Genomic DNA, 25469 nt, shown 5'->3' with positions numbered 1-25469 from the left:
GAATCCTGCGCGGACGGCGCGCCTGAGGCGGCGAGCGCTACAATGCGCCGTCTCATGTGATCGGAGGCCTCATGGCCGAGCATTTTTTTTCCCCATGCCCGCGCGGGCTCGAGACCGCGCTGGCGGCCGAACTCGAGGGCCTGGGTGCGCGTCAGGTGCAGGCCGTGCCCGGAGGCGTGGGCTGGCACGGCGACTGGACGGCCTGCCAGCGTGCGAACCTCGAAAGTCGGATCGCAACCCGAGTGCTGTGGCGGGTGGGGCAGGGGCGTTATCGCGCCGAGGTGGACATCTACAAGCTTGCCTACAGCGTGACCTGGGCGAAGTGGTTCACCGCCGATGACACCATCCGCATCCACGTCACCGCGCAGAAGTCGCCGCTCAAGAGCCTGGAGTTCATCACGTTGCGGGTCAAGGACGCCGTGTGCGACCACTTCCGCACCGTGAGCGGGCGGCGGCCGAGTGTCGATACAGCCAATCCGGCGGTCCGCATCCACGTTTTTCTCACTGCCGATACGGTCACGCTGTACGTCGACACCTCGGGCGAGGCGCTTTACAAGCGCGGCTACAAGCCAGCGGCAGTCGAGGCGCCGCTCAAGGAGAACCTGGCTGCCGGCATTCTGCGCTTGAGCGGCTGGCAGCCGGGCGAGGCGCTGGTCGACCCGATGTGTGGCAGTGGCACTTTCCTCATCGAGGCCGCCTTGATGGCGCTGGACGTGGCGCCGGGGCTGGGGCGCAAGTTCGCCTTCGAGCGCTTCCGCCACCACGACCGCAGTGCCTGGACAGCGGTGCGTGCTGCGGCAGAACGGCGCCGGCAGGCGCCGCGGGTGCTGCCCGTGTTCGGCTCGGACATCGTTGGCGAATGGGTTCGCCGCAGCCGCCTCAACCTGGAGGCTGCCGGGCTCGCCGACTGTGTGCGTCTCGACCGTGCCGATGTGCTCGAGCGTACGCCGCCAGCAGCCGAGGGCGTGATGGTGGCCAATCCGCCCTATGGCGTGCGGATCGGCGAGGCCGAGGAGCTCGCCGCGTTCTATCCGCGGCTTGGTGACGCGCTCAAGCGCAACTGGGGTGGCTGGCGATGCTATCTGTTTACCGCCGATATCCAGTTGCCCAAGCTCATTGGTCTCAAGGCCAGCCGGCGCACGCCCTTGTTCAATGGCGCGCTGGAGTGCCGGCTGTACGAGTACCGCATGGTGGCAGGCAGCAACCGCAGCCGCGACGCAGCGCCGGCTTCGAGCTGAGCCGGGTGCCCTGCCTCCGGGCGGAGGCAGGCTTACAGCATGCCTAGGTTCTTCAGGCTGTCGCTGGTGTCGCGTTCGCCGTGGCGGCTGTTGAGCTTGATCTGCAGGCGCAGGTCATTGACGGAGTCGGCGTTGCGCAGCGCGTCCTCGTAGCTGATGAGCTCGTTCTCATAGAGCTGGAACAGCGACTGGTCGAAGGTCTGCATGCCGAGCTCGGTCGAGCGCTTCATGATCTCCTTGATTGCCGGGATGTCGCCCTTGAAGATGAGGTCGGAGATCAGCGGCGAGTTGAGCAGTACCTCGACCGCCGGCACCCGGCCCTTGCGGTCCTTCAGGGGCAGCAGGCGCTGCGACACCATTGCGCGCAGGTTCAGAGACAGGTCCATCAGCAGCTGCTGGCGGCGGTCTTCCGGGAAGAAGTTGATGATGCGGTCGATGGCCTGGTTTGCGCTGTTTGCGTGCAGGGTGGCCAGGCACAGGTGGCCGGTCTCGGCGAACGCGATGGCGTAGTCCATGGTCTCGCGGTCGCGGATCTCGCCCATCAGGATCACGTCCGGTGCCTGGCGCAGGGTGTTCTTGAGTGCGCTCTCCCAGGACTCGGTGTCGAGGCCGACCTCGCGTTGGGTGACGATGCAGTTCTTGTGTGCATGCACGAACTCGATCGGGTCCTCGACGGTGATGATGTGGCCGTAGGTGTTCTCGTTGCGGTAGTCCACCATCGAGGCGAGCGAGGTGGTCTTGCCGGTGCCGGTGCCACCGACGAAGATCACCAGGCCGCGCTTGGTCAGCGCGATATCGCTGAGCACCGGGGGCAGGCCCAGCTCTTCGAACTTGGGGATGCGCTGCGGGATGGTGCGCAGCACCAGGCCGACCTTGCCTTGCTGCACGAAGGCGTTGACCCGGAAGCGCCCGATGCCGGCTGGCGAGATGCCGAAGTTGCACTCCTTGTGCGACTCGAACTCGGCGGCCTGGCGGTCGTTCATGATCGCGCGCGCAAGCTCGGCGGTATGTGCGGGCTGCAGCATCTGGTTCGATTGCGGCATGATGCGGCCGTCGATCTTGATCGCTGGCGGGAAGCCGGTGGTGATGAACAGGTCGGAGCCGTTCTTCTGCAGCATCAGCCGCAGCAGATCGTGCATGAACCTGAGTGCCTGGTCGCGTTCCATGTTTCAGACTCCTGGCGCACCTTGTGTGCGGCGTGCTGCAATGAACTTGGGACCCGCGCAATTCGCCGCGGGCGCTGAGGCTCGAATCCGGCCCCAATGTGCTCCGATGCGCCTTGCTCGGCCTAGACGAAGTTGTCCTTGTTCTGTGCCCGGATACGGGCTTCGGCCGACGAGACCACATTGCGGCGCACCAGGTCGGCCAGGCACTGGTCGAGGGTCTGCATGCCGACGTTCTGACCAGTCTGGATCGACGAGTACATCTGTGCGATCTTGTTTTCGCGGATCAGGTTGCGGATAGCCGGGCTGCCGATCATGATCTCGTGCGCCGCCACCCGGCCCTGGCCGTCCTTGGTCTTGAGCAGGGTCTGCGAGATCACTGCGCGCAGTGACTCCGACAGCATCGAGCGCACCATGTCCTTTTCCGCCGCCGGGAACACGTCGACGATACGGTCGATGGTCTTGGCTGCGGACGAGGTGTGCAGGGTGCCGAACACGAGGTGGCCGGTTTCGGCTGCGGTCAGTGCCAGGCGGATGGTTTCGAGGTCGCGCATTTCGCCCACGAGGATGACGTCGGGGTCCTCGCGCAGCGCCGCGCGCAGGGCATTGTTGAAGGACATCGTGTCGCGGTGCACCTCGCGCTGGTTGATCAGGCAGCGCTTGGATTCATGCACGAACTCGATAGGGTCTTCGACGGTCAGGATGTGGCCATACTGGTTCTCGTTGACGTAGTCGATCATCGCCGCCAGCGTCGTCGACTTGCCGGAGCCCGTCGGCCCGGTCACCAGCACGATGCCGCGCGGCTGGCTGGAGATGTCCTTGAAGATCTTCGGGCAGTTGAGCTCTTCGAGCGTCAGCACCTTCGACGGAATGGTACGGAACACCGCGCCTGCACCGCGGTTCTGGTTGAAGGCATTGACCCGGAAGCGCGCCAGGTTGGGTATGGCGAAGGAGAAGTCGCATTCCCAGGACTCCTCGTACTGCTTGCGCTGCGCGTCGTTCATGATGTCATACACCATGGCGTGCACTTCCTTGTGCTCGAGCGGAGGCAGGTTGATGCGGCGCACGTCGCCATGGACGCGGATCATGGGCGGCAAGCCGGCCGACAGGTGAAGATCGGAGGCCTTGTTCTTGACTGCGAAGGCGAGGAGTTCAGTGATGTCCATGGTATGGCCGGCAGCCGGGGGCCGGAAAGGGTGGGCAACAGCGCAATGCTATACTTTTTGCGCCCTGTGCTAGAGGAATTAGGCCACGCAATATGACGACAATCGCTGCCCGACTGCAAGCGGTCAATGACCGCATCGCCGCTGCCGCGCACGCCGCGGGCCGTGCCCCCGATTCGGTCGCCCTGCTCGCGGTGAGCAAGACCTGGCCGGCAGCAGCCGTGCGCGAGGCCGCTGCGGCCGGCCAGCGTGCGTTCGGCGAGAACTACGTGCAGGAGGGTGTCGACAAGGTCGAGGCCCTGCGCGAACTCGGGCTCGAGTGGCATTTCATCGGGCCCTTGCAGAGCAACAAGACCCGGCTCGTGGCCAATGCGTTCGACTGGGTGCATAGCATCGATCGGCTGAAGATCGCCGAACGTCTGTCCGCGCAGCGCGACGTGCATCTCCCCCCGCTCAATGTCTGCATCCAGGTCAATGTCAGTGGCGAGGAAAGCAAGAGTGGCGTCGCGCCCATCGATGCGGCCAGCCTGGCGGCTGCAGTGGCGGCGCTGCCGGGCCTGCGCTTGCGCGGCCTGATGTGCATCCCGGAGCCGAGTGCCGATCCGGCGCTTCTGCACGCCCGCTTTGCGCTGCTGCGCCGGCTGAAGGACGAGCTTGCCGCGAGCGGCCTCACGCTCGACACCTTGTCGATGGGCATGTCCCATGATCTCGACGCCGCTGTAGCCGAGGGGGCCACCGTCGTGCGCGTCGGCACAGCGATCTTCGGCGAGCGCCAGGCAGGCGCTTTTGCTCAACCCGGCTGATGCGGCGCCTAGGCGGCATCGGCTCAAGTAAATCGGTTCAACCCAAACGGATCAAATCATGAAGATCACTTTTCTCGGCGGCGGCAACATGGCGAGCGCCCTCATCGGCGGCATGATCGAGCGCGGCTTCGCGGCGACCGATATTGCCGTCGTCGAGCTTGGCGAACAGGCGCGCGCTGCGCTTGCGGCGCGCTTTGGCGTCGGTGTGCATGCGTCCCTCGATGCCGCGGCGCTGGCCTGCGATGTATTGGTGCTGGCGGTCAAGCCGCAGCAGATGAAGGCGGCGCTGGCGCCGATTGCGGGTCGCCTGCAGGGGCAATTGGTGATCAGCATCGCCGCCGGGCTGCGCCTGGCCGATCTCGGGCGCTGGCTGGGTACGCCGGAGCGGCCTCATGCGCGCGTAGTGCGCTGCATGCCCAATACACCGGCCCTGATCGGCTGCGGCGTCACCGGCCTGTATGCTGACCCCTCGGTGGATGAGGCTGGGCGCGCGGCTGCCGAGCGCATCCTGGCTGCGGTCGGCAGTACGGTATGGGCGACCGAAGAGGGGCAGATTGACGCGGTGACGGCAATTTCAGGAAGCGGGCCGGCCTATGTGTTCCACTTCATCGAGGCGCTCGAGTCCGCCGGGTGCGCCCTCGGCTTCGACCAGGCCAGTGCGCGCCGGCTGGCGATCGATACCGTGCTCGGTGCGGCCAGGCTGGCGGCGAGCGCGGAGGACTCACCCGCCGTGCTGCGCCAGAAGGTCACCTCGAAGGGTGGCACCACCGAAGCGGCCCTGGCCAGTCTGGCGGCGTCGGGCTGGCACGATGCGCTGGTCGAGGCGGTACGCGCAGCCGAGGCCCGTGGTCGCGCCCTGGGTGAAGAACTGGGCAAGGACTGAACATGCTCGCGAACATCCTGCTGCTGGTGCTCAACACCGTCTGCGGCTTCATTACCCTGATGCTGCTCGCGCGCTTCTACATGCAGTGGCAGCGCATCTCCTTCCGCAACCAGATCGGCCAGTTCGTCGTGACCACCACCGACTGGGTGGTACGTCCGCTGCGCCGCTTCATCCCCGGCGTGCTTGGCCTCGACCTCGCGAGCCTGCTGCCAGCGTGGCTCGTTCAGATGCTGCTGGTGGCCTTCGAGCTCAGCCTGCGCGGCGCGGTGTTCAGCGGCAATGCCGGCGCAGTGGCCTTGGGCTTGCTCGGCGTGGGCCTGATCGAGACCGTGCGCATGATGATCTATCTGCTGTTCGCGGTCGTGCTCGGTTCGGCCGTGCTGTCCTGGGTCAGCCCGCACGCACCGCTTGCGCCGCTGCTGCATGCCCTTGCCGATCCCTTTCTGCGCCCGTTCCGCCGCGTGGTGCCGAGCATCGCCAATGTTGACCTGTCGCCGCTCGTGCTGTTGCTGGTGCTGCAGATCGTGCTGATGGTGCTGGCCGGGCTGCGCGGCGGCTTTGCGCCGCTGCTGTTCGGGGCCTGAGCCCGGGCTTGCCTGAAGTGGAGCCGGCCCTGCAGGGCCGGCTCTCACAGCCTTAGTCGACCGCGTACATCACCTGGCCCTCGACCAGGGTGTAGCGCACCTTGCCCGGCAGCTCCATGCCGAGGAAGGGCGTGTTCTTGCCCTGGCTGCGCAGGTTGTCACGGGTAACGGTGACGTGGGTGTCGGGGTCGAACACGCAGATGTCCGCACGTGCACCCACCGCCAGGTGGCCGGCCTTGGTGATGCCGACGATCCTGGCCGCATCCGAGGTGATGCGGGCGAGGCCATCAAGCAGCGACAGGCCGGCGCGCTCGGCCCATTTCAGCGTGAGCGGCAGCAGCAGCTCCAGGCCGGTGGCACCGGGCTCGGATTCCGAGAAGGGGGCTTGCTTGCCGTCGTCGTCCACCGGGGTGTGGTCCGAGCACAGCGCGTTGACGCGGCCTTCGGCCAGCCCTCGACACAGCGCCTCGCGATCGCGCTGGCTGCGCAGCGGCGGGATGAGGTGGCAGTTGGAGTCGAAGTAGCCGATATCCATGTCGCACAGGTGCACATGGTTGATCGACACGTCGCAGGTGACGTCCATGCCCTCGGCACGTGCCTGCTCGATGAGCGCCAGGCCGGCAGCGGACGACAGGCGGGTGATGTGCAGGCGTGCGCCGGTGATCTTGGCAAGCTCCAGATAGGTGAACAGCGCCACCGTCTCGGCGGCGACCGGGATCCCTGCCAGGCCCATGCGCGTGGCGACTTCACCGTCATGGGCGTTGCCGCCGCGCGACAGGAAAGGTGCGAGCGGTTGCAGCCAGACACGGAAGTCGAAGGTGGCGGCGTACTGCAATGCACGCATCAGTACGGCGTTGTCGACGATCGGCACGTTGGCCTGCGAGAAGGCAACGCAGCCGGCTTCGACCAGTTCGGCCATCTCCGACAGGCGCTCGCCCTTGAGACCGATGGTGAGCGCGCCCACAGGGTAGATGTGGGCGCGGTTGAGCTTCTTGGCGCGGTAGGTGAGCATCTCGACCAGCCCGGGCTCGTCGAGCGCGGGGTCGGTGTCGGGCGGGATCGCCAGGCTGGTGACGCCGCCGGCCATCGCCGCCTCCATCTCGGATTCGAGCGTGGCGCGGTACTCGAAGCCGGGTTCGCGCAGGCGTGCGGCGAGGTCAATGAAGCCGGGGGCGACGACCAGGCCGCTGGCGTCGATCGTGCGCTCGGCGACGAAGCCGTCCGGCGCCTGGCCGCGGGCGACGATCTTGCCGCCAGATACATACACGTTCTGCACCGCGTCGCTGCGGTTGGCCGGATCGATGACGCGGCCGTTGGAAATCAGGATGTTCATGCTCTATTGCCTATCGGTAGTGGGCGCTCAGTGGCTGCCCAGCATGCTCATGACCGCCATGCGTACGGCGATGCCGAAGGTGACCTGGGGCAGGATGACCGCCTGCGCGCCGTCGGCCACTGCCGAGTCGATCTCGACGCCGCGGTTCATCGGCCCGGGGTGCATCACGATGGCGTCGGGCTTGGCCAGCGCCAGCTTTTCGGCGGTGAGGCCCCAGATCTTGTAGTACTCCTGCGGTGTGGGCAGCAGCGCGCCGTTCATGCGCTCGTTCTGCAGGCGCAGCATCATCACCACGTCCACACCCTTCAGCCCCTCGCGCATGTCGTGGAACACGCGTACGCCCAGCTTCTCGACCTCGGTCGGCAGCAGGGTCCTGGGACCGATCACGCGCACCTCGGGCACGCCCAGCGTGGTCAGCGCGGCGATCTGGCTGCGCGCCACGCGCGAGTGCAGCACGTCACCGACGATCGCCACCGTCAGGTTGGTGAAGTCCTGCTTGAAGTGGCGGATCGTGTACATGTCCAGCAGGCCCTGCGTCGGGTGCGCATGGCGGCCGTCGCCGGCATTGACCACGTGGATGTGGTCGCGCCCGGTATTCTGCAGGTGCTGGGCGATGAGCATCGGTGCACCGCTGGCGGCGTGGCGCACGACGAACATGTCGGCCTGCATCGCACACAGGTTGTCGACGGTGTCGAGCAGGCTCTCGCCCTTGGCGGCCGAACTGGTGTTGATGTTGAGGTTCACCACGTCGGCCGACAGGCGCTTGGCGGCGATCTCGAAGGTGGTGCGGGTGCGCGTCGAGTTCTCGAAGAACAGGTTGAACACGCTCTTGCCGCGCAGCAGCGGCAGCTTCTTGACCTCGCGTTCGGCGACTTCGGTGAAGGGCGCGGCGGTGTCGAGGATGGCGGTGAGGATGTTGCGCGGCAGACCGTCCAGGGTCAGCAGGTGTTGCAGTTCGCCGTGCTTGTTGAGTTGGGGGTTGCGCATCGGGCGTGCCTCGGTATCAGCGGTTGGCCTGGGTGAGCTGGAGGGAGAATACGCCGTCCTCGTCGCGCCGCAGGTCCAGGTTCTGCTCGCGCGCCAGCGGCGTGGGCAGGGTGTGGGCGCAGTAGCGCGCGGCGACCGGCAGTTCGCGGCTGCCACGGTCGACCAGGACCGCGAGCTCGACCATGGCCGGACGGCCGAAGTCGAAAAGTTCGTTGACGGCCGCGCGCGTGGTGCGGCCGGTGAACAACACGTCATCGACCAGGATGACGTGGGCACCGTCGACATTGAACGGGATGTCCGTCTTCTGCGGCTTGGCGTGCAGTCCCTTGCTCGCGTAGTCGTCACGGTAGAAGGAGACGTCGATGGCGCCCAGGGGCTGGGCGATGCCGAGCTCGCGGTGCAGGCGCTCGGCCAGCCAGAGGCCGCCGGTGTAGATGCCGACAAGGGCGGTTGCGGGGCTGACCTGCGGGCGGATCTGTTCGGCGAGCGTTTGATACAGGGCTTCGGCGTCAAGGTCTTTCATGGCGGCGTGTGTCCAGGAAGGTTTGCAGGATGATCTGGGCCGCGGCGGCGTCGAGCACGGCCTTGCGTTCGCGCCAGTGCCTGAGGCCGGCGTCGGCAAGTTCGACCTCGGCAGCGACCGAGCTCAGGCGTTCGTCCGCGGTGAGGACGGGCAGGCCGAAGCGGCCGTGGAGCTGGTTGGCAAAGCGCTGGCAGCGCGCGGTCAGCGCATGTGCGCTGCCGTCGAGGTGAGCTGGAATGCCAACCACCAGCGCGACCGGCCGCCATTCGGCGATGAGTCGGGCGATGGCCTTGAAGCGGGCGTCGTTCGATTCGTCGTGCAGCGTGGTAAGGGCGCTGGCCTGCCCGGTCTCGAGTTCGCCGGTGGCGACGCCGATGCGGGCGAGACCGAAGTCGAAGCCGAGCAGCGTGCCGCGAGCAGGCAGCGCCGCACCCGCGGGCGTGGTTTCGTGACCTGTCGTCGCGGCGCGAGCCGCATCAGGCATGCCCGGCGACCTCGCTGAGGTTGGCGAAATCGACGCCCAGCTTCTGCATGGCCGCGACCAGGCGTTCTTCGGGCGGCAGATCGAACACGATCGCCATGTCGGCAGGCACGGTCAGCCAGGCGTTGTCCATCAGTTCCTGCTCGAGCTGGCCCGCAGCCCAGCCGGCATAGCCAAGCGTGACCAGCACGTCGTGCGGCTCGCCATGGGCGCCGATCGCCTGCAGAACGTCGCGGCTGCTGGTCAGGCCAATCTCGTCGTTGACCTTGAGCGTCGAGTGCCATTCGCCGAGCGGGCGGTGGAGCACGAAGCCGCGGTCGGTCTGGACCGGACCGCCGAAATACACCGGCTGCGCATCGAAGCCGGGCGCATCGAGCGGCAGGTCGATGCGCTCGAACAAGGTGTGCAGCGTCATGTCGATCGGCCGGTTCACGATGATGCCGAGCGCACCCTGCTCGTTGTGTTCGGCGATGTAGGTGAGTGTGCGCGTGAAGTGCGGATCGGCCATGTTGGGCATGGCGATCAGGAAGTGATGCGTGAAGTTGGCCGTGGGTGTATCCATGCGCCGATTTTACGCCGATCACCCCGGTTCATGGCGCGGGGTCTGTGTCAATTTTGGTGTGGAGATCGTTGGCCCGCTCCGGGCCCCGAGTGCAGGCGCTTTGCGCCTGGACTCGGGGCGGCAGGGCGTCCGTGCTACATCCTGAACCGGCGCAGCATGCTGTCGATGTTCTTGGCCATCTCGTGCAGCGTGTGTGCGGCGACGGAGGTCTGCTCGACCACGCTGGCGTTGTGCTCGGCCATCTCGGCGATGCGCTCGACGTTGCGGGCGATGTCATTGGCGGCTGCGCCCTGTTCGCGCAAGGCCGTCGAGATCTCGCCGACCACGCTGTCGACTGCCTGGGCGCTGGCGTCGATGCGGCCGATGGCCTCGCCTGCCTGATTGGCGACGGCGACCCCTTCGGTTGCGGTGGTGGCGCTGTGTTCCATGACGCCGGACACGTCACCGACGCTGTTCTGGATCGCGCCCACCAATTGGCCGATCTCGGTGGTGGAGAGCGCGGTGCGTTCGGCCAGCTTGCGTACTTCGTCCGCCACCACAGCGAACCCGCGGCCTTGCTCGCCGGCCCGTGCAGCCTCGATTGCGGCGTTGAGGGCGAGCAGGTTGGTCTGGTCGGCGACGTCGCGAATCACCCCGACCACACGCGAGATCTCGCTGGTGCGATCGCGCAGCTCGCTCACCCGGAGCGTAGCGGAATGCGTGCTCTCGGCGATCGATCGCATGCCGGTCACCGCCTGGTTGATCACGGCGCTGCCCTGCTTGCTCTGGTCGCCCGCCTCCTGCGCCAGGCGCGCAGCTTCGCGCGCCGAGTCGGCGACGTGGTTGATGCTGACCGTCACCTCCTCGACCGAGGCCGCCATCGATGCCGCGGCTTCGCTCTGATGCCCCGAGGCTTTGGCCACACTATCCGCCGAGGTGGTCAGCTGCAAGGCCGAGCTCGAGAGCTGCTCCGCCGAGTGCTGCAGGGCGCCGATGATCTGGCGCAGGTTGCGTTGCATGGCTTCAAGGGCAGCGCCGAGTCGGCTGAGTTCGTCATTGCCGCCGCTGAGTGCGATTGGGCGGTCAAGGCGCCCTTCGGCGATCGTCTCCGCCGTCGCGAGTGCTTCGCCAAGCGGACGCGTGATCGAGCGCAGGATCGCGAAGCCCACCATGAGCCCCAGCAGTACGGCGGCGATGACCAGGCCTGAGAGCAGCCACTGCTGGCCGCGGTAGGCGCGCTCGGCATCCGCCGTCAGCGCCTCGCCCTTCTTGAGTTGAACCGCGGCGAGTTGATCGAGCAAGGTGAAGCGCGACATCATCATTGCCTGCCCTTCGACGATGAAGCGACGCTGGACCGCCATCGAGAAGTCGTCCTGGTTCAGGGCCGAAGTCGTATCGCGAACCAGGGGCAGAATCTCCTTGAGCGCTTCGTCGAACTGCGCCACCAGGGCGCGCTCTTCGGCATCGAGCGATCGTCCCGCCTGATAGCCCTGCCAGCTCTGGGTCAAGGTGGCCACATGCTTGGTGACCCGTTCCAGGTGCAGCGACGTCGGGTGATTGTGCAGTGCCACCAGTGCGTGCCCGGGCTGATGCTGAAGCGCACGCAGCAGCTCGAGGTTGATCCCCTGAACTGCCCCCCGGACCTCGCCCAGGTGCTGCATCGGCGTCAGCTGTTCGGTATGCATGCGCTGCAGGCTGGATACGGTCGATGCCATGCCATAGAGGCCGAGCGTGCCAATGCCGAGCATGAATGCCAGCATAAGCACCTGCAGGATACCCAGGCGTAACCCTACTCTCAGTGAGGAAAAGAGGCCGTTCATTCAGAACTCCGATTCTTCGGGATGTTGTTGTTGGACACTGCCAGGGGGGCTGACTAGGATATCGGCAGGGCGTGGTCATGTCTTGAGCCGCCGCGGTCCGATCACTTGGTCCGTGTCTGGTGAGCCGAGGGAATGTGTGCAGGATGCGCCATAATGTGCTCAAACTTGTCCTGGACAAAACATGCCATCCGCCCTTGTCTGGTTTCGCCGTGACCTGCGCAGCTTCGACCATGCCGCCTTGTATCATGCCTTGCGCTTTGCCGATCGTGTGCATTGCGTCTTCGTGTTCGATAGCGCGATTCTCGATGCGCTGCCCTCGAAAGCCGACCGCAGGGTCGAGTTCATACAGCGCAGCCTGATCGAACTCGATGCCGGGCTCGATGCCCTGTCCCGCGCAGCGGGAGGTGGGGGGGCAGGGCTGATCGTCCGCCATGGCCGTGCCGATGAACTGATCCCGGCGCTCGCGCTCGAGTTGGGTGTGGACAAGGTATTCGCCAACCGCGATTACGAACCGGCGGCGATCCTGCGCGACAGCCGTGTGGCTCAGCGCCTGGCTGAAGCCGGTATCGGCTTCGAGGATTTCAAGGACCAGGTCGTGTTCGAGCGCGACGAGGTGCTGACCCAGGCTGGCCGTCCGTTCAGCGTATTCACGCCTTACAAGAATGCCTGGCTGAGGATGGTGGACGAAGCCTGCCTCGCGTCATGGCCCGTCGAGCCCCTTGCAGGCCGCCTGGCGCCACGGCAGGCTGGCGACGGCGTACCGGCGCTCGGCGCGATCGGTTTCGAGGCGACCAACCTGACCGCGATGAGGATGCCGGTGGGCATGAGTGGCGGCAGGCAGCTGTTAGACGACTTTCTCGCCCGCATCGAGCGTTACAAGCGCGCCCGCGACTTCCCCGCGGTGAAAGGGGTGAGCTATCTGTCGACCCACCTGCGCTTTGGCACGGTGTCGGTGCGCCAGCTTTGCGCGGCGGCGCGCAGCCGCGGTGGCGAGGGGGCGGAATGCTGGCTCGGCGAGCTGATCTGGCGCGACTTCTACCACATGATCCTTTGGCACAACCCGCATGTGCTCGAGCGCGCCTTCCGGCCGGAGTACGCGGCGATCGTCTGGGACGACGACGCTGAGCTGTTCGAGGCCTGGTGCGAGGCGCGCACAGGCTATCCGATCGTGGATGCGGCCATGCGCCAGCTCAACCAGACCGGCTACATGCACAACCGGCTGCGCATGATCGTGGCGTCTTTCCTGACCAAGGACCTGGGTATCGACTGGCGGCGCGGCGAGCGCCACTTCGCCGACCACCTCAACGACTACGATCTTGCGGCCAACAATGGTGGCTGGCAGTGGGCGGCCTCTACCGGCTGCGATGCCCAACCCTGGTTCCGCATCTTCAACCCGGTAACTCAGTCGCAGAAGTTCGACCCGGAGGGGCGTTTCATTCGCCGCTACCTGCCCGAGCTTGCACGCGTGCCGGACAAATTCATCCATGCGCCGTGGACAATGGGCGGCATCGATCAGAGCGCATGCCGGACCCGGATCGGCGCGGACTATCCGGCGCCGATCGTGGATCACGCGGCCGCACGCGAGCGCACGCTGCTGCGCTTCGGGGTGCTCAAGGATGGTGGATGAGTCGGCACGGCAGCGTGCAGGCTCGGGCCGCAATGCGGGACAATGCGTGTCCTGTCCCCGGATCCTGCACCATGACCGCCGAGCCTTTCGATTTCGACCGCATCATCGACCGCCGCAGCCTGCCGAGCGAGAAGTGGGGGCGCTATGCCGGGCGCGACGTGCTGCCGCTGTGGGTCGCTGACATGGATTTCGCGGCGCCGCCTGCGGTGCTCGAGGCGCTGCAGCAGCGCGTTGGCCATGGCGTGTTCGGCTACACGGAGGCCTGGCCCTCGCTCGTCGACGCGGTGATCGACGGTTTGCGGCGCGACCACGATTGGTCGATCGAAGCCGACTGGCTGGTGTGGCTGCCGGGCGTGGTCACGGGCTTCAACCTCGCCTGCGCCATCGCGGGCGAGGCGGGCGATGGCGTGCTGACTGCCGCGCCCGTGTATCCGCCTTTCCTGAGTGCACCGGCGAACGTCGGCCGGGTGCTGCAGCGCTGCGATCTGGTGCTGCAAGACGGGCGCTGGCAGTGGGACTGGGACGCGCTTGCCGCAGCCAGTTCGTCGCGAAGCCGCCTGCTGCTGCTGTGCAGCCCGCACAACCCGGTCGGCCGCGTGTTCGACGAGGCCGAACTGCGTCGTCTTGCAGCGTTTGCGGCCGAGCGTGACCTGCTGATCTGCTCGGACGAGATCCACTGCGGCCTGGTGCTTGACGAGGCGCGTCCGCATCGCCCGATCGCCGCGCTCGACGAGGCGACGGCGCGGCGCACGATCACCCTGATGGCACCCTCCAAGACCTGGAACATTCCCGCGCTTTACTGCGCCTTCGCGGTGATCCCCGATGACGCGGTGCGTCGACGCTACCGGCAGGCCATGCGCGGCATCGTGCCGCATGCGAACGTACTCGGCATGGTGGCGGCCGAGGCGGCGTATCGCGATGGCGACGACTGGCGGCAGGCGCTGCTTGCCTATCTGCGCGGCAATCGTGCGCGCGTGGTGGAGGCGGTGGGCAAGATGCCCGGGCTTGAGATGGTCGTACCCGAAGCGACCTACCTGGCCTGGATCGACTGCCGGCAGATGATGGCCGAGCGCGCGCAGACCGACCCGACGGCCTTCTTCGAGGCCGCCGGCGTCGGCTTGTCGGATGGTGCAGCCTTTGGCGCTCCCGGCTTCGTCCGTCTCAACTTCGGTTGTCCGCGTGCGACGCTCGACGAAGCCCTCGCGCGCATGGCGCGTGCGCTCGGTGCCTGAGCCGTAGCGCCTGTCTCAGCCGGCCACTCGTCCGCAGTAGCCCGCAACCAGGGCAAGGAGTTCCTCTTCCTGATAGGGCTTGCCGAGGTAGTGGTTGGCACCGATCTCCTGAGCGTAGCGGCGATGCTTCTCGGCCAGGCGCGAGGTGATCATGATCACCGGCAGGTGCTGCAGGCGTTCGTCGGCACGGATGTTGCGCAGCAGGTCGAAACCGTCCATGCGCGGCATCTCGATGTCCGACAGGACGACGTCCGGGCGGGTGTCGATCAGCTGTTCAAGCGCATCGACGCCGTCCTTTGCGGTCAGTACGCGGTAGCCCTCGCGTTCAAGCAGCCGGCCGGTGATCTTGCGCACCGTCAGCGAATCGTCCACCACCATCACCGTCGGCAGGTGAAGCGGCGGCGGCGGGGGTTCGATAATACCCGGCGCGTCGCCATCCTCATCCGTCAGGCCGCGGCTGGCCAGGGCAACCGGGTTCAGGATGAGCACGACCTCGCCATTGCCGAGCACCGAGGCGCCCGACATGCCGATGATCCGGGTCAGCTGAGGGCCGGCGTTCTTGACGATGATTTCCTGGTTGCCACGCAGGCCGTCGACATGTAGCGCGAGCGTCTGCGCCCCTGCGCGCAGCAGCAGCACCCAGGTATAGCGTTGCGCTTCGGGGCGGGCATCGTGGTCGCCGAGCAGCCGCGGCAGATAGCGGTAGGCGAAGTGCTCGCCCTGCCAGTTCAGGCCGCGTTCGTCCTGCACCTTGCGCAATGCGTCGGGCTTGAGTTCCATGGCCTGGACGACCATGTTCGATGGAATGGCCCAGGTCCGCGCACTTGCCCGTACCAGCAGCGCCTGGGTGACGGCGAGGGTGAGGGGAAGGTGGATGTGGAAGCGCGTGCCTTCGCCGCGGCGACTGCTGACGTCCACCCGGCCCCCGGCTGCTGCGGTCTGCGCCTTGACCACGTCCATGCCGACGCCGCGCCCGGAGACTGCCGACAACTCGCTTGCCGTGCTGAATCCGGAGACGAAGATCAGGTTGGTGAGCCGCTTGTCGTCGGGGTGTTCGCCGGGACCGATCAATCCACGTTCGCGCGCACGTTGGGCGATGCGCTCGAAGTCGAGGCCGGCACCGTCGTCGGCGATCTCGATCGCGACCTCGTTGCCCTCCTGAGTCACCTTGAGGTCGATGCGACCGGTCTCCGCCTTGCCGGCGGCGCGGCGTGCGGCCGGGGTTTCGATACCGTGGGCGACGGCATTGCGCAGCAGATGCTCGAGCGGGGCTGCGACCTGTTCGAGCACGCTGCGGTCGAGCTCGATGCGTCCGCCGCGCAGGTCGAGCGTGGCACGTTTGCCGAGTTCGCGCGCACTTTGCCGAACGACCTGGTAGAGCCGACTTGCCAGGCTGTCGAAGGGCAGCATGCGCACCTGCATGAGACCTTGCTGCAGATCGCGTGACAGGCGCGCCTGGCCGTTGAGCGCGATGTCGGCGCCATCCAGGTTGTGGAGCAGGTTCTGCTGGACCGTGGTGACGTCGTTGACGCTCTCGGCCATCATCCGCGTCAGTTCCTGCAGACGGGTGTAGCGGTCGAGCTCGAGCGGGTCGAACTCGCCGTGTTGCGATTCCGCCTGGGCGATGCGTGACTGCATCTGCACCTCGGCCTGGATCTCGACCTCGCGCAACTGGTTGCGCAGGCGGATGACGTTTTCGGTCAGGTCCAGCAGCGAGCGGCGCAGGGTGCGCAGTTCGCCGTCGATTCGGCTGCGCGCGACGCCGATTTCGCCCGCCTGGTTGACGAAGCGGTCGATCAGCTCGGCACGCACGCGCAGTGTTGGGGTGGCGATGGTTTCGCCCTCTCCGCCCTCTGCCACTGCGCTGATGGGCTGTGCGTCTGCGTCCGTAACGACGCCGGCCGCCGCCTCGGGCACGGGCGCGGACTCGGTTGCCGCAGCCGCAGGCGCTCCCGGAAGGGCAAGGTTGTCGATGAGCTGCTCGCACGTATCGAGGCCGAGGGCGAGCTCGTCGGCGAGGCTGGCAGCCGCCTCGCGCGCCGCGACCCCATCCTCGAGACGCGACTCCAGTGCGTGCAGGCGGGCGCCGAGCTTCATCGCACCGGTCATGCGTGCGCTGCCCTTCAGCGAGTGCAGCACGCGTGCGACCGCACGTGGATGTTCCTCGGACGCGGGCTCGTTGCGCCAACTGCGTAGCGTCGCATGCAGTTCGGTCAGCAGTTCGGCGGCTTCTTCCAGGAAGATCGGCAGGAGCTGCGTGTCGACGTCGTCGTGCTGCGCGGCCTCGTCTTCGGGCGCTGCCGTGCGCCCGGCGGCCGGGCTGACCGGCGCAGCGCCGCCTGCGCCCGCGCTCGGTTGCACATCCTGGCCAACGTCCTCGTGTTCCACTTGTGCGATCGGTTCGACGCCTGCGCCCGCCTGATTGTCTGTTGGCGAAGCGATGACGTCTTCGTGCTCGGCAGGCAGCGCAGGCGGCTGTGCCGGGAAGCCCGCATCGAGTGCGCAGATAAGCGCTTGCTGCGGCTCGGGCGCCTGCAGTGCGCAGACGTCGTCGAGCATCTGCCGCAGTGCGGCGAGGCTGGCGTCGAGTACTTCGAGCTCGCTTGCATCCGGGCTGCGCCCACCATCGCGCAGGCGCCCGAGCGCGTGCTCGAGTGCGCGCCCCAGCTGGTGGGGCGCCGTCAGCCTCGCAGTGCCCGAGATGCCTGCGTACGTATGGGCGGCGCGTTGTGCGGCCAGCGTCGGGCCGCCGCTACCCTCGAGACGCAGGCGCTCGAACTCGATCTCGAGCGCGTCCAGGTGCTGTGCAGCCTCCATGCAGTAGAGCTCGTGCAAGGCTCGCGAGATCGACTGTCCGTCGAGTTCGATCGACTCGGCAGCGGCGGACGTCTCGGCAGCGGCGGACGTCTCGGCGCTGGGCTGTGCTGCCGAGGGGGCTTCGGCCGCGGCGGCTGCGGGCGTGCCGAGATCCTCGACGGCCTCTTCCGCGTCGAGCTGATCGGCTTCGGCGGTGGAGGGCATGATGCCGATGTCACCGATATCGCCATCGAGCAGATAGTCGGCAGCTTCGATGGTGACCCCGGTTTCCGCCGCCGGCGCCGGTTCCACCGCTACGGTTTCGTCGCCCAGGGCCGGTAGCGGCAGGATCTCACCCTCGTCGCCGAGCTCGAGGGTGGGGAAGTCGAGCGCGGTGACGCCTGCATCGGCTTCGATGCGGGTGTCCGTCGCTGTCTCTGGCGACCATTCCGGCGCCGACTCCGGGGCAAGGGGCGGAGCGAGGGGGGGCTCTTCCGCAGCGCGCAGGCGCTCGGCTTCTGCGGTCAGCGCTTGCGCATCGGGAATGCTGCCGCTGCCCGCCTGCAGGCTGGACACCCAGCTGTCGAACAGTTGCTGTCCGTCATCGACGAAATGCAGCAAGGCAGGTGTGACCGGCCAGTCCAGCTGCAACCAGCGGTTGAGCGTTTGCTCCACCGCCCACGCTACCTCGCCGAGCGCGCTCAGGCCGACCATGCGGCCGCTGCCCTTCAAGGTGTGGAAGCCACGACGAATGGTGATGAGATGCTCGCCCGCGGACGGCTCCGTGCGCAGCAGTTCAAGGTGCTCGCGCACCGTGGCGAGGACCTCGACGGCCTCCTCGATGAAGATCGCGAGCAGTTCCGCATCGATCTGGCTGGCGCTGCTCGCCACCTGCACAGCTGGCGTGGCGGTCGGGATCTCGAGCGGGGCCAGTAACGGTGGAGCGATGTCGAATTCGAGTGCCGCGGCGTCTTCGAGGTCTTCGATGAGCGTGATCTCGTCATCATCGCGCTCCTGCGGCGGCAGCGCCTCGGGCTCGCTGCGTTCATCCGTGGCCTGTGTCGGGGCCGTCGGCGCAGGGGCCGTCGGCGCCGGGGCCGCCGTTGGGCCAGGCGTGGCGATTGCCGTGTCCACTGCGGATGCGCGGGCTTCGGAGGCCGGGGCGGGTTCCGCCTCCGCTTCGGTGCACACGCCGGCGGGGGCGAGCTCGGCGGCCGCGTAGCCCGCGGCCTGGACCGACGCCGGCTGCGCCTGGGCCGCATGCGGGTTGAGCAAGTCGTCGAGGCGGACGCTGCCGCGAGGCAGCGCCTCGATGTAGAAGCCCAGGGCCGAGAGCGTGTGGGCAAGGGCTTCGAACTCGCCCGGGCTGTCGCTGCTCTCGGCGTGGGCAAGACCGGCGATACGGGTCGAGGCGTCGCGCACCAGGCGCAGTGCGTCGGTTTCGCCGAGCATGCTCAGCGCGCCGATGATCTGCTGCAGCGGTTTGTGCAGGTGCTGCAGCGGCTCGCGCTTGGCCTGGTTGCGGAAGAAATCGTCCAGCGCCTGTTCGACCAGGGCGAGGCTGGCGAGCATTTCCCTGGCGACCTGGGCGAGTGCCGCCTTCTCCTGCGACTGTGCTGCGCTGCCGAGGTCGAGGGCGCCTCCATCCTCGGGCAGCGTCTCGCCGCGCTGCAGGCTCGCGAGGCGGGCGAGAGCGGTATTCACCCGCCGGGCAAGGTCGGCATCGGGAGGGCGGCGCTCGAAAGCCGTTTCGAGCATCAACAGATCGGTTGCGAGTTCGAGTGCACCTGCGTCGGTGAACTGGAGCGGGTCGCGGCGCAGCCAGCGCGCAAAGCCAAGCATGCCATCGAGCAGCCGCAGGGCGACCGGACGTTCGAGCGGGCGTGCAGCGAGACTGAGCGCCTCGAGCGCGTCGTCGAACTGGGCCAGCGCAACGGCGGTGCCTGAGCTGAATGCGTCCCAGTGCTCGCGGGCCTGGGCAAGCTGTCGGTTGAGGCGCTCGAGCAGGGGGGCGATCGGCGTCTCGCTGACTGCTGCTCCGGGCTCCGGGATCAGTCCATCGAGCTGCCAGCACGCTTTCACCTCGGCTTGCTGCGGGGTATGCGTGGGGCTTGTGGCAATGCGGTACAACAGCTCGCGCACAAGCCGGTCGGGTGCCGAAGGTGTCCCGGCAAGCAGGCGCCGGAACTGCGCATCGACCTGCGCGCACAGGCGCTTGAGCGCCGGGTCTGGCGTGCTGTCGTCGTGGATCAGGGTGTCGAAGAAGCCCAGGCTCACCCACCACAGGGTGTGTGTAGGGGTCGCACGCTGCAGCGCTTCGACTTCGGCCATGGCTTCGCGCATGGCGCGCGCGCCGTCGCTCGCCGGCCCCTTGCGCAGCCAGTCGAGCAGGCCGCGCTCGAAGCGGCTGCGCGCTGCGCGCAGGCTGGTGGCAAGGTCTTCCGTGGGCGTCCGTGCCGGCGTGCGCAGTGATGGGCGGCGCGACAGGTCGGGATGGAACAGGTCGACCGGTCCTGCATCGCTGAGGCCGCGGGCAGCACCGAGGGCAAGGTAATGCGGCGCCAGGCGCAGCGCCTGGTCGGGCGCGCCGTGGGCGATTTCCTCGAGGTAGTTGCCGATCACGGCCAGTGCGCGCCGGGCGAGCGCCCGATGCGCCGGGTCGGCCGGCTGTTCGCCGCGGATCATGTCGCCCAGCAGTTGCTCGAGGGTGTCCGCGAACTGGGTGAGACCGTCGAGGCCCACGATCGACAGCGCGCCGCGGACCTGATGGAGGTGAGTCTGCGCGAACTGCAGTGCGGATGTGCCTGATCCGGCGTCCTGCAGGCCTTCGTCGGCCCGGGCAAGCGCGGCGTCGATCTCGCCCTTGACCCAGGTCAGCGGTCCGAGGTCCGGCGCGGTGGCGTTTGTCATGATGGGGTTCCGCGTACCGGAGGTCAGACCTTGAAGCCCGAAACCGAGCCCTTGAGTTCGACTGCGAGCTCGGCGAGCTGGCCGATCGACACCGCCGTCTGCTTGGTGCCAAGCGTGGTCTGTTCGGTGATGCCGAGGATGTCCTTCATGCTTGCCGCGACGCGTCCCGCCGAGGTGGCCTGTTGTTCGGTGTCGATCGAGATCTGTTCGATCAGGCGTGCGGTTTCCTGCGTGAACTGGCCGATCTCGGCAAGCGCCTGGCCGGCGGCGTCGGACAGCTGGGCGCCTTCGACCACATTGCGGGTGGCGTTCTCCATCGCGCTGACGGCATCCTGGGTGTCGGTCTGGATGGTCTTCACGATCGCGGCGATCTGCTTGGTCGCCTCGGCCGAGCGTTCGGCGAGCCGCTGCACTTCCTCGGCAACGACGGTGAAGCCGCGCCCCGCTTCGCCTGCCGAGGCGGCCTGGATGGCGGCATTGAGCGCCAGCACGTTGGTCTGTTCGGTGATGTCCGAGATCAGCTCGACGATTTCGCCGATCTCCTGCGAGGACTCGCCGAGGCGCTTGATCCGCTTCGCGGTCTCCTGGATCTGGCCGCGGATGTCGTTCATGCCACGGATGGTGTTTTCCACCGCGTCTGCGCCCTTGCGGGCCGCTTGCAGCGAGCTGCGTGCGACCTGTGCGGACTGCAGTGCGCGTGCCGACGCTTCGGACATCGACTGCGCCATGTGTTCGACGCTGTTGCCGGCCTCCTCGATCTCCTGGGACTGGCGATCGGTTGCGGCCAGCAACTCGGTCGAGGTGCGCTGGGCGGTTTCGGTGGCGGAGGTGACGCGGGAGGCGGCATCGTTGATGCGGCCGACGAGGACGGAGAGCTCCTCGATGGTGTAGTTGACCGAGTCGGCGATGGCGCCGGTGATGTCCTCGGTGACCGTCGCGCGCACGGTGAGGTCGCCGTCGGCGAGGTCGCCCATTTCGTTCATCAGCCGCAGGATGGCCTGCTGGGTGTGGTTGCGCTCGTTCTCTGCATCCTGGCGCTGGCGCTCGGCTTCCTGGCGACGTTGCGCGACATCCGCGCGGTAGGTGCGGGCCATCAACAGCAGCACGACAAGGGCGAGCAGCGTGCAGAGCGCCGCACCCGCATTGAGCGGGCCAATGGCGCTCGAGGTGCCGATGAGCGTGGTGCCGAGCGCAGCGGCCGAAGCACCCAGGGTGCGCGCGTCCGACTGGATGCGCTGTGCGGCGGTGCGACTGGCGGCGAGGGGCTCGAAGGGCTCGGCGAGAGCGGTAGCCGCTTCGCGCACGCTGCCGATGCCGTTCTCGAGTTCGGAGAACAGGCCTGTGTAGTTGCCGTTGGCGTTCGTGCGGCGGAGGCGCTCGAACTGATTGAGCAGGGCTTCCGCATCTTGCGTCAGGCGGGCACCGAGATCCGGTGGCAGGGTGTCGGCGAGTTGCAGCGTCGTCGCGGCATTGGCAAGCCCCTGGGAGAGTGTGGCCAGGCGGTGGGCGGCCACGATCTCCCCGGTGCTTGCCTCACCCAGCACGAGCAGGCCGGCGACACGCTCTGCAAGCGCCTGCAGCGTCGGCGCTCGCTCGACGATCACCGCTGCGGCAGCCTTCGCCTCGACCAATACCGGGCCTTGTCCGGTGAGCTGGCCGGCGTCGCTTGCTATCTGCTGCCAGGATTGTTCGAGCTGCTGAAGCTGGGGGCGTGCATGTTCAGGCAGGGCCGCCATCGTGCCACCGTCGACTGCGCCGCCCTGGCCAAGGGCGCCGAGCAGGGTGCCGAAGCGGCTGCGCGCATCGCCCAACGCGCTCAGCGCCGCAGCGTCGCCGCGCGCAGCCGGTGGGGCCGCGTTGGCGAGTTGCTGAGAGAGGAACTGCAGTTCGCCTGCCGCGCGCACCTGCAAGGTCGCGGTGGCCGATTCACGGGCCTGGAACACGAGCAGGCCTGCACTGGCTGCGCCGAGGAGGACAAAGAGGGCACCCAGGCTGCGCAGGCGGGTACCAATGGCGCTCTCGTCCTTGCGCGCTGCCGGGGTACCGGCTTTGCCGGCGCCGGTGTCGATGATGGTGCTGCCGTCGGTGTTGTCGCTGGAGGATTTGCTGCCGAACAGTGTCATGGCCATGTCGGATGCTCGATCGTCATTGTGTGGGTTCGGTTCGCGTGCATGCGTGCGGTATCAGTGCAGGCCCGCGTCGAGAAAGTCGGGATGGGCAAGCAGGCGCGCCACGTCCAGTTGGTGCCAGATCCGACCCTGCAGGTCGCGCAGTCGGCGCGCAACCCAGGGGCGCCCGTCAGCGTTCGGGTCGGTTTCGAAGTCCTCGTGGCTGCGCAGGCCGGACGACGCCGAGACGAGCAGGGCGCAGTGAATGCCCAGGCGGGCGCCGACCAGCAGCAAGCGCGCCCGGCCCGCTGCCACGATGGGGGGTTGGCCGCAGAACTGCGCCAGGTCGACCACGCTGTAGAGCGTGCCGCGTACGTTGGCCAGCCCTCGGTACCAGAGGCGGGTGAGCGGGACTTCGGCCAGTGCAGGTGGGGGAAGGATCTCGCCTGCCTCGGCAAGCTCGATCACCCAGTTCTCGTTGCCGCACTGGAAACCGAGCAGGCCGCGCCGTTCTGCCGTCTTCGACTCGGCGAGCCGGCGGGCGAGGTGCTCCTGAAATTCACGCAGGCTGCCGCGGGCCATGTCCGGTCTCAGCCAAGGGCCCGGATGCGGGCAAGCAGTTCTTCGTGGTCGACGGGCTTCACCAAGTAGGCAAAAGCGCCCTGGCGCATCCCCCAGATCTTGTCGGTTTCCTGGCCCTTGCTTGTGCACATGATGATCGGGATCTCGCGCGTCGTTTCGCTGCGGCTGATCGTGCGCGTGGCCTGGTAGCCGTTCATGCCGGGCATCACGACGTCCATCAGGATCAGATCGGGCAGCTCGGTCTTGCTACGGGTGACGGCCTCTTCGCCGCCCTCGGCGGTGATCACCTGGTAGCCGTTACGGGTGAGAAGCTCCTGTAGCGACAGGCGCTCGGTGGGCGAATCGTCCACCACCATAATCTTGCGGATCGGCATCGTCGGGTCCTGCGGGTTGAATGCTCAGCGCGCGCCGCCGCGCGCCGCGTGGTTTGCGACTGCCTTGAGCAGGCTGTCCTTGGTGAATGGCTTGGTCAGGTACTCGTCGGAGCCGACCATGCGTCCGCGAGCACGGTCGAACAGACCGTCCTTGGAGGACAGCATGATCACCGGCGTCGATGCCAGGCGGGCGTTCTTCTTGATCAGGGCGCAGGTCTGGTAGCCGTCCAGCCTGGGCATCATGATGTCTACGAAGATCACGTCCGGGCGGTGGTCGGTGATCTTCGCCAGGGCGTCGAAGCCGTCCTCGGCGAGCAGTACCTCGCATCCGGCCTGGCCGAGAAAGATCTCGGCACTGCGGCGGATGGTGTTGCTGTCATCGATGATCATGACCTTCAGGCCGGCAATATCCATGCTGCTTTCCTGCCAAAACGTCCAAAGGGGCGGGAGTGCGGCAGTCCGCCGCTCAGATCTCCACCATCTCGAAATCTTCCTTGCGTGCCTGGCATTCCGGACAGGTCCAGTTCGGCGGGACGTCCTCCCAGCGCGTTCCCGGCGCAATGCCCTCCTCGGGGAGGCCGGCGGCCTCGTCGTAGATGAAGCCGCAGATGAGGCACATGTAGGTCTTGTAATCGCGATCGGCCATGATTACTCCTGACTCGAGGCGCTGTGCCCCGAGCCCAGCGGTTAGAATTCGCCGCATATTACCGCATTCACCGTCGCGCCCGAGTGGCGCAGTTCTTCAGTCAGCGTTCATGCCCATAGCCATTCCTGAGACCCCGCCCTGTGTGATGTGCCTGTCTGCGGCCGATGCGACCGCCGGCGGAGGCCTTGCTGCCGAAGTTCTGACCCTGGCCAGCATGGGGTGCCATCCGCTGCCAGTGCAGACCGCTGCGCTGGTGCGGGATACACGCGGCATCCACGAGGTGTGGCCGGTCGAGCCCGAACTGATCGTCATGCAGGCGCGCACCGTGCTGGAGGACGTACCGGTCGCTGCGTTCAAGCTCGGTTTCTGCGGTAGCGTCGAGAATGTCGCCTTGATCGCCGAGATCCTGTCCGACTATCCCGAGGTGCCGCTGGTGGTGGAGCCCGCCCTGCAGGCGGCAGTCGCCATGGGCGATGACGGTGACGAGATCGTTGCCGCCCTGTCGGACCTGATCCTGCCGCAGACCACCTTGCTGGTGGCGGGCTACCATGAGTTGTGCCTGCTTGCGGGCATGACCGAGGCCGACGAGGACGATGCGGACGAAGATGCAGTGGTGCCCGATCCCGCCAGTGACGAAGTGCTCGCCCGCCTGTTTGGCTGCGGCACCGAGTTCGTCTTGCTCACTGGCGCCCGGGGGCATGGGCCGCAAGTGGTCAATACCTTGTTCGGTCAGGACGGCGTTGTGCGCACGGATGCATGGTCATACCTGCAGGGCAGCTTCCTGGGGGCGGGAACAACCCTCGCGGCTGCGGCAGCGGCGGCGCTTGCCCATGGCATGGCGCTTCCCGAGGCGGTGCGCGAGGCGCAGGAGTTCACCCACCACGCACTGCGCCATGCCTACCGCGCTGGCATGGGCCAGCCACTGCCAGACCGCTTCTTCTGGGCGCGCGGCAAGGATGGTGGCGATGACTGAGCTGTCGACCGAATCTGCTGCCACGACGCTACGTGGCCTGTATGCCGTTACCCCCGACACGCCGGACACGGCGCGCCTGCTCGAACTCACCGAGCAAGTGCTCGCGGGAGCCCCGGTGCTGCTGCAGTACCGCAGCAAGGTCGCCGATGCACGACTGCGCCGTATTCAGGCACGTGCGCTGCAGGCGCTCTGCCGTCGCGCCGGCGTGCCCTTCATCATCAATGACGACCTTGCGCTGGCGCTCGAACTCGACGCCGACGGCGCCCACCTCGGCCGTGACGACGGTCTGCCGGCTGCGGCGCGCGAAGCCCTTGGCCGTGATCGCATCCTCGGTCTGACTTGCTATGCTGATTGGGCGCGCGCCGCTGAGGGTGCCGAGGTGGGGGCCAGCTACATTGCCTTCGGTGCGATGTTTCCCTCGCAGACCAAGCCGAATGCACCGCCGGCGCCGTTCGCACTGATAAGCCGCGCGCGGCGCGAGCTGGGCCTGCCGGTTGCGGCGATCGGCGGCATCACGCTCGAGAATGCGGCGCAGGTGGTGGACGCAGGCGCGCACCTGCTGGCGGTGGTGAACGACGTTTTCGGCGCTGCTGACCCTGCGGCGCGTGCGCGCGCATACCGCCTCCTGTTCTAGCGCGTCGGTCTGCGGGCGCGACGGTTCTTGATGTTGACGGTGGACCGGCGCCGCATGCGGGCGCCACA

General features: G+C 67.3%; 22 protein-coding genes. 8 read left to right on the top strand and 14 right to left on the bottom strand.

Annotation, left to right across the window (positions count from 1 at the left end):
* Positions 1-71: 71 nt before the first annotated feature.
* Positions 72-1238, top strand: coding sequence for a THUMP domain-containing class I SAM-dependent RNA methyltransferase (locus B447_RS11480; RefSeq protein ID WP_002940011.1), 1167 nt, complete (start codon positions 72-74; stop codon positions 1236-1238).
* A gap of 32 nt (positions 1239-1270) precedes the next feature.
* Here the strand turns inward: B447_RS11480 and B447_RS11475 are convergent, their stop codons facing one another.
* Together B447_RS11475 and B447_RS11470 are read right to left on the bottom strand one after the other, a co-directional pair.
* Positions 1271-2404 (bottom strand): PilT/PilU family type 4a pilus ATPase, encoded by a 1134-nt coding sequence (locus tag B447_RS11475; RefSeq protein ID WP_002940010.1) that lies wholly within the window; start codon positions 2402-2404, stop codon positions 1271-1273.
* Between the two features lie 122 nt (positions 2405-2526).
* Positions 2527-3567, bottom strand: coding sequence for a type IV pilus twitching motility protein PilT (locus tag B447_RS11470; protein WP_002930383.1), 1041 nt, complete (start codon positions 3565-3567; stop codon positions 2527-2529).
* 92 nt (positions 3568-3659) lie between these two features.
* Here B447_RS11470 and B447_RS11465 point away from each other — a divergent pair, with 92 nt between their 5' ends.
* Genes B447_RS11465 through B447_RS11455 form a run of 3 tightly spaced genes read left to right on the top strand, consistent with a single transcriptional unit; the run spans position 3660 to position 5834 of the window.
* Entirely contained in the window at positions 3660-4367 is a 708-nt protein-coding gene (locus tag B447_RS11465; protein WP_002940009.1) for a YggS family pyridoxal phosphate-dependent enzyme, read from the top strand.
* Between the two features lie 58 nt (positions 4368-4425).
* Positions 4426-5250 (top strand): pyrroline-5-carboxylate reductase, encoded by an 825-nt coding sequence (gene proC, locus B447_RS11460; protein ID WP_002940008.1) that lies wholly within the window; start codon positions 4426-4428, stop codon positions 5248-5250.
* Positions 5251-5252: 2 nt separating this feature from the next.
* Positions 5253-5834 carry a YggT family protein gene (locus tag B447_RS11455; protein WP_002940003.1) on the top strand — a complete coding sequence of 194 codons (582 nt, stop codon included), beginning with the start codon at positions 5253-5255 and terminating at the stop codon, positions 5832-5834.
* Positions 5835-5886: 52 nt separating this feature from the next.
* On the opposite strand, the gene B447_RS11450 is transcribed toward B447_RS11455, so the two are convergent.
* The 6 genes from B447_RS11450 to B447_RS11425 all read right to left on the bottom strand — a co-directional run bounded on the left by B447_RS11450 (position 5887) and on the right by B447_RS11425 (position 11519).
* Positions 5887-7167, bottom strand: a complete 1281-nt coding sequence (locus B447_RS11450) for a dihydroorotase (protein ID WP_002940002.1) — start codon at positions 7165-7167, stop codon at positions 5887-5889.
* A 27-nt stretch (positions 7168-7194) separates the two neighbouring features.
* Entirely contained in the window at positions 7195-8154 is a 960-nt protein-coding gene (locus tag B447_RS11445; protein ID WP_002939992.1) for an aspartate carbamoyltransferase catalytic subunit, read from the bottom strand.
* A 16-nt stretch (positions 8155-8170) separates the two neighbouring features.
* Positions 8171-8677 carry a bifunctional pyr operon transcriptional regulator/uracil phosphoribosyltransferase PyrR gene (gene pyrR / locus B447_RS11440; protein ID WP_002930396.1) on the bottom strand — a complete coding sequence of 169 codons (507 nt, stop codon included), beginning with the start codon at positions 8675-8677 and terminating at the stop codon, positions 8171-8173.
* Complete coding sequence (gene ruvX / locus B447_RS11435; RefSeq protein WP_002930398.1) at positions 8664-9161, bottom strand: Holliday junction resolvase RuvX; 498 nt, start codon at positions 9159-9161, stop codon at positions 8664-8666. Before ruvX ends, pyrR begins: the two co-directional genes overlap by 14 nt.
* Entirely contained in the window at positions 9154-9720 is a 567-nt protein-coding gene (locus B447_RS11430) for a YqgE/AlgH family protein (RefSeq protein WP_002939988.1), read from the bottom strand. Before B447_RS11430 ends, ruvX begins: the two co-directional genes overlap by 8 nt.
* A 134-nt stretch (positions 9721-9854) precedes the next feature.
* Positions 9855-11519, bottom strand: a complete 1665-nt coding sequence (locus B447_RS11425) for a methyl-accepting chemotaxis protein (protein ID WP_083491445.1) — start codon at positions 11517-11519, stop codon at positions 9855-9857.
* A gap of 181 nt (positions 11520-11700) precedes the next feature.
* On the opposite strand from B447_RS11425, the gene B447_RS11420 reads away from it, so the two are divergent.
* Positions 11701-13146: a cryptochrome/photolyase family protein gene (locus B447_RS11420; protein ID WP_002939983.1), complete on the top strand. Its 1446-nt coding sequence runs from the start codon at positions 11701-11703 to the stop codon at positions 13144-13146.
* 71 nt (positions 13147-13217) lie between these two features.
* Complete coding sequence (locus tag B447_RS11415; protein WP_002939982.1) at positions 13218-14378, top strand: MalY/PatB family protein; 1161 nt, start codon at positions 13218-13220, stop codon at positions 14376-14378.
* A 15-nt stretch (positions 14379-14393) separates the two neighbouring features.
* On the opposite strand, the gene B447_RS11410 is transcribed toward B447_RS11415, so the two are convergent.
* From B447_RS11410 to B447_RS11385, 6 genes are read right to left on the bottom strand one after another with little or no spacing between them, the layout of a single operon-like run.
* Positions 14394-20084, bottom strand: a complete 5691-nt coding sequence (locus B447_RS11410; RefSeq protein WP_002939981.1) for a hybrid sensor histidine kinase/response regulator — start codon at positions 20082-20084, stop codon at positions 14394-14396.
* A gap of 23 nt (positions 20085-20107) precedes the next feature.
* Entirely contained in the window at positions 20108-22213 is a 2106-nt protein-coding gene (locus B447_RS11405; protein WP_002939980.1) for a methyl-accepting chemotaxis protein, read from the bottom strand.
* Between the two features lie 54 nt (positions 22214-22267).
* Positions 22268-22774 carry a chemotaxis protein CheW gene (locus B447_RS11400; RefSeq protein WP_002930409.1) on the bottom strand — a complete coding sequence of 169 codons (507 nt, stop codon included), beginning with the start codon at positions 22772-22774 and terminating at the stop codon, positions 22268-22270.
* Positions 22775-22782: 8 nt separating this feature from the next.
* A complete protein-coding gene (locus B447_RS11395) occupies positions 22783-23148 on the bottom strand; it encodes a response regulator (RefSeq protein ID WP_002930411.1) in 366 nt (121 codons plus the stop codon).
* Between the two features lie 24 nt (positions 23149-23172).
* On the bottom strand, positions 23173-23562 hold the full coding sequence (locus B447_RS11390; RefSeq protein WP_002930412.1) for a response regulator: 390 nt from the start codon (positions 23560-23562) through the stop codon (positions 23173-23175).
* A 52-nt stretch (positions 23563-23614) separates the two neighbouring features.
* Entirely contained in the window at positions 23615-23767 is a 153-nt protein-coding gene (locus B447_RS11385) for a rubredoxin (protein ID WP_002930413.1), read from the bottom strand.
* A gap of 136 nt (positions 23768-23903) precedes the next feature.
* Between B447_RS11385 and thiD the strand changes: the two genes are divergently transcribed.
* Both thiD and thiE read left to right on the top strand, forming a co-directional pair.
* A complete protein-coding gene (gene thiD / locus B447_RS11380) occupies positions 23904-24767 on the top strand; it encodes a bifunctional hydroxymethylpyrimidine kinase/phosphomethylpyrimidine kinase (RefSeq protein WP_353736349.1) in 864 nt (287 codons plus the stop codon).
* A complete protein-coding gene (gene thiE / locus B447_RS11375; protein WP_002930415.1) occupies positions 24760-25401 on the top strand; it encodes a thiamine phosphate synthase in 642 nt (213 codons plus the stop codon). The genes thiD and thiE overlap by 8 nt, the downstream gene beginning before the upstream one ends.
* Positions 25402-25469 lie beyond the last annotated feature (68 nt).

Source organism: Thauera sp. 27, from assembly GCF_000310125.2.
In the GTDB taxonomy this organism is placed as follows: domain Bacteria; phylum Pseudomonadota; class Gammaproteobacteria; order Burkholderiales; family Rhodocyclaceae; genus Thauera; species Thauera mechernichensis.
This window is presented reverse-complemented; position numbering and strand designations above follow the sequence as displayed.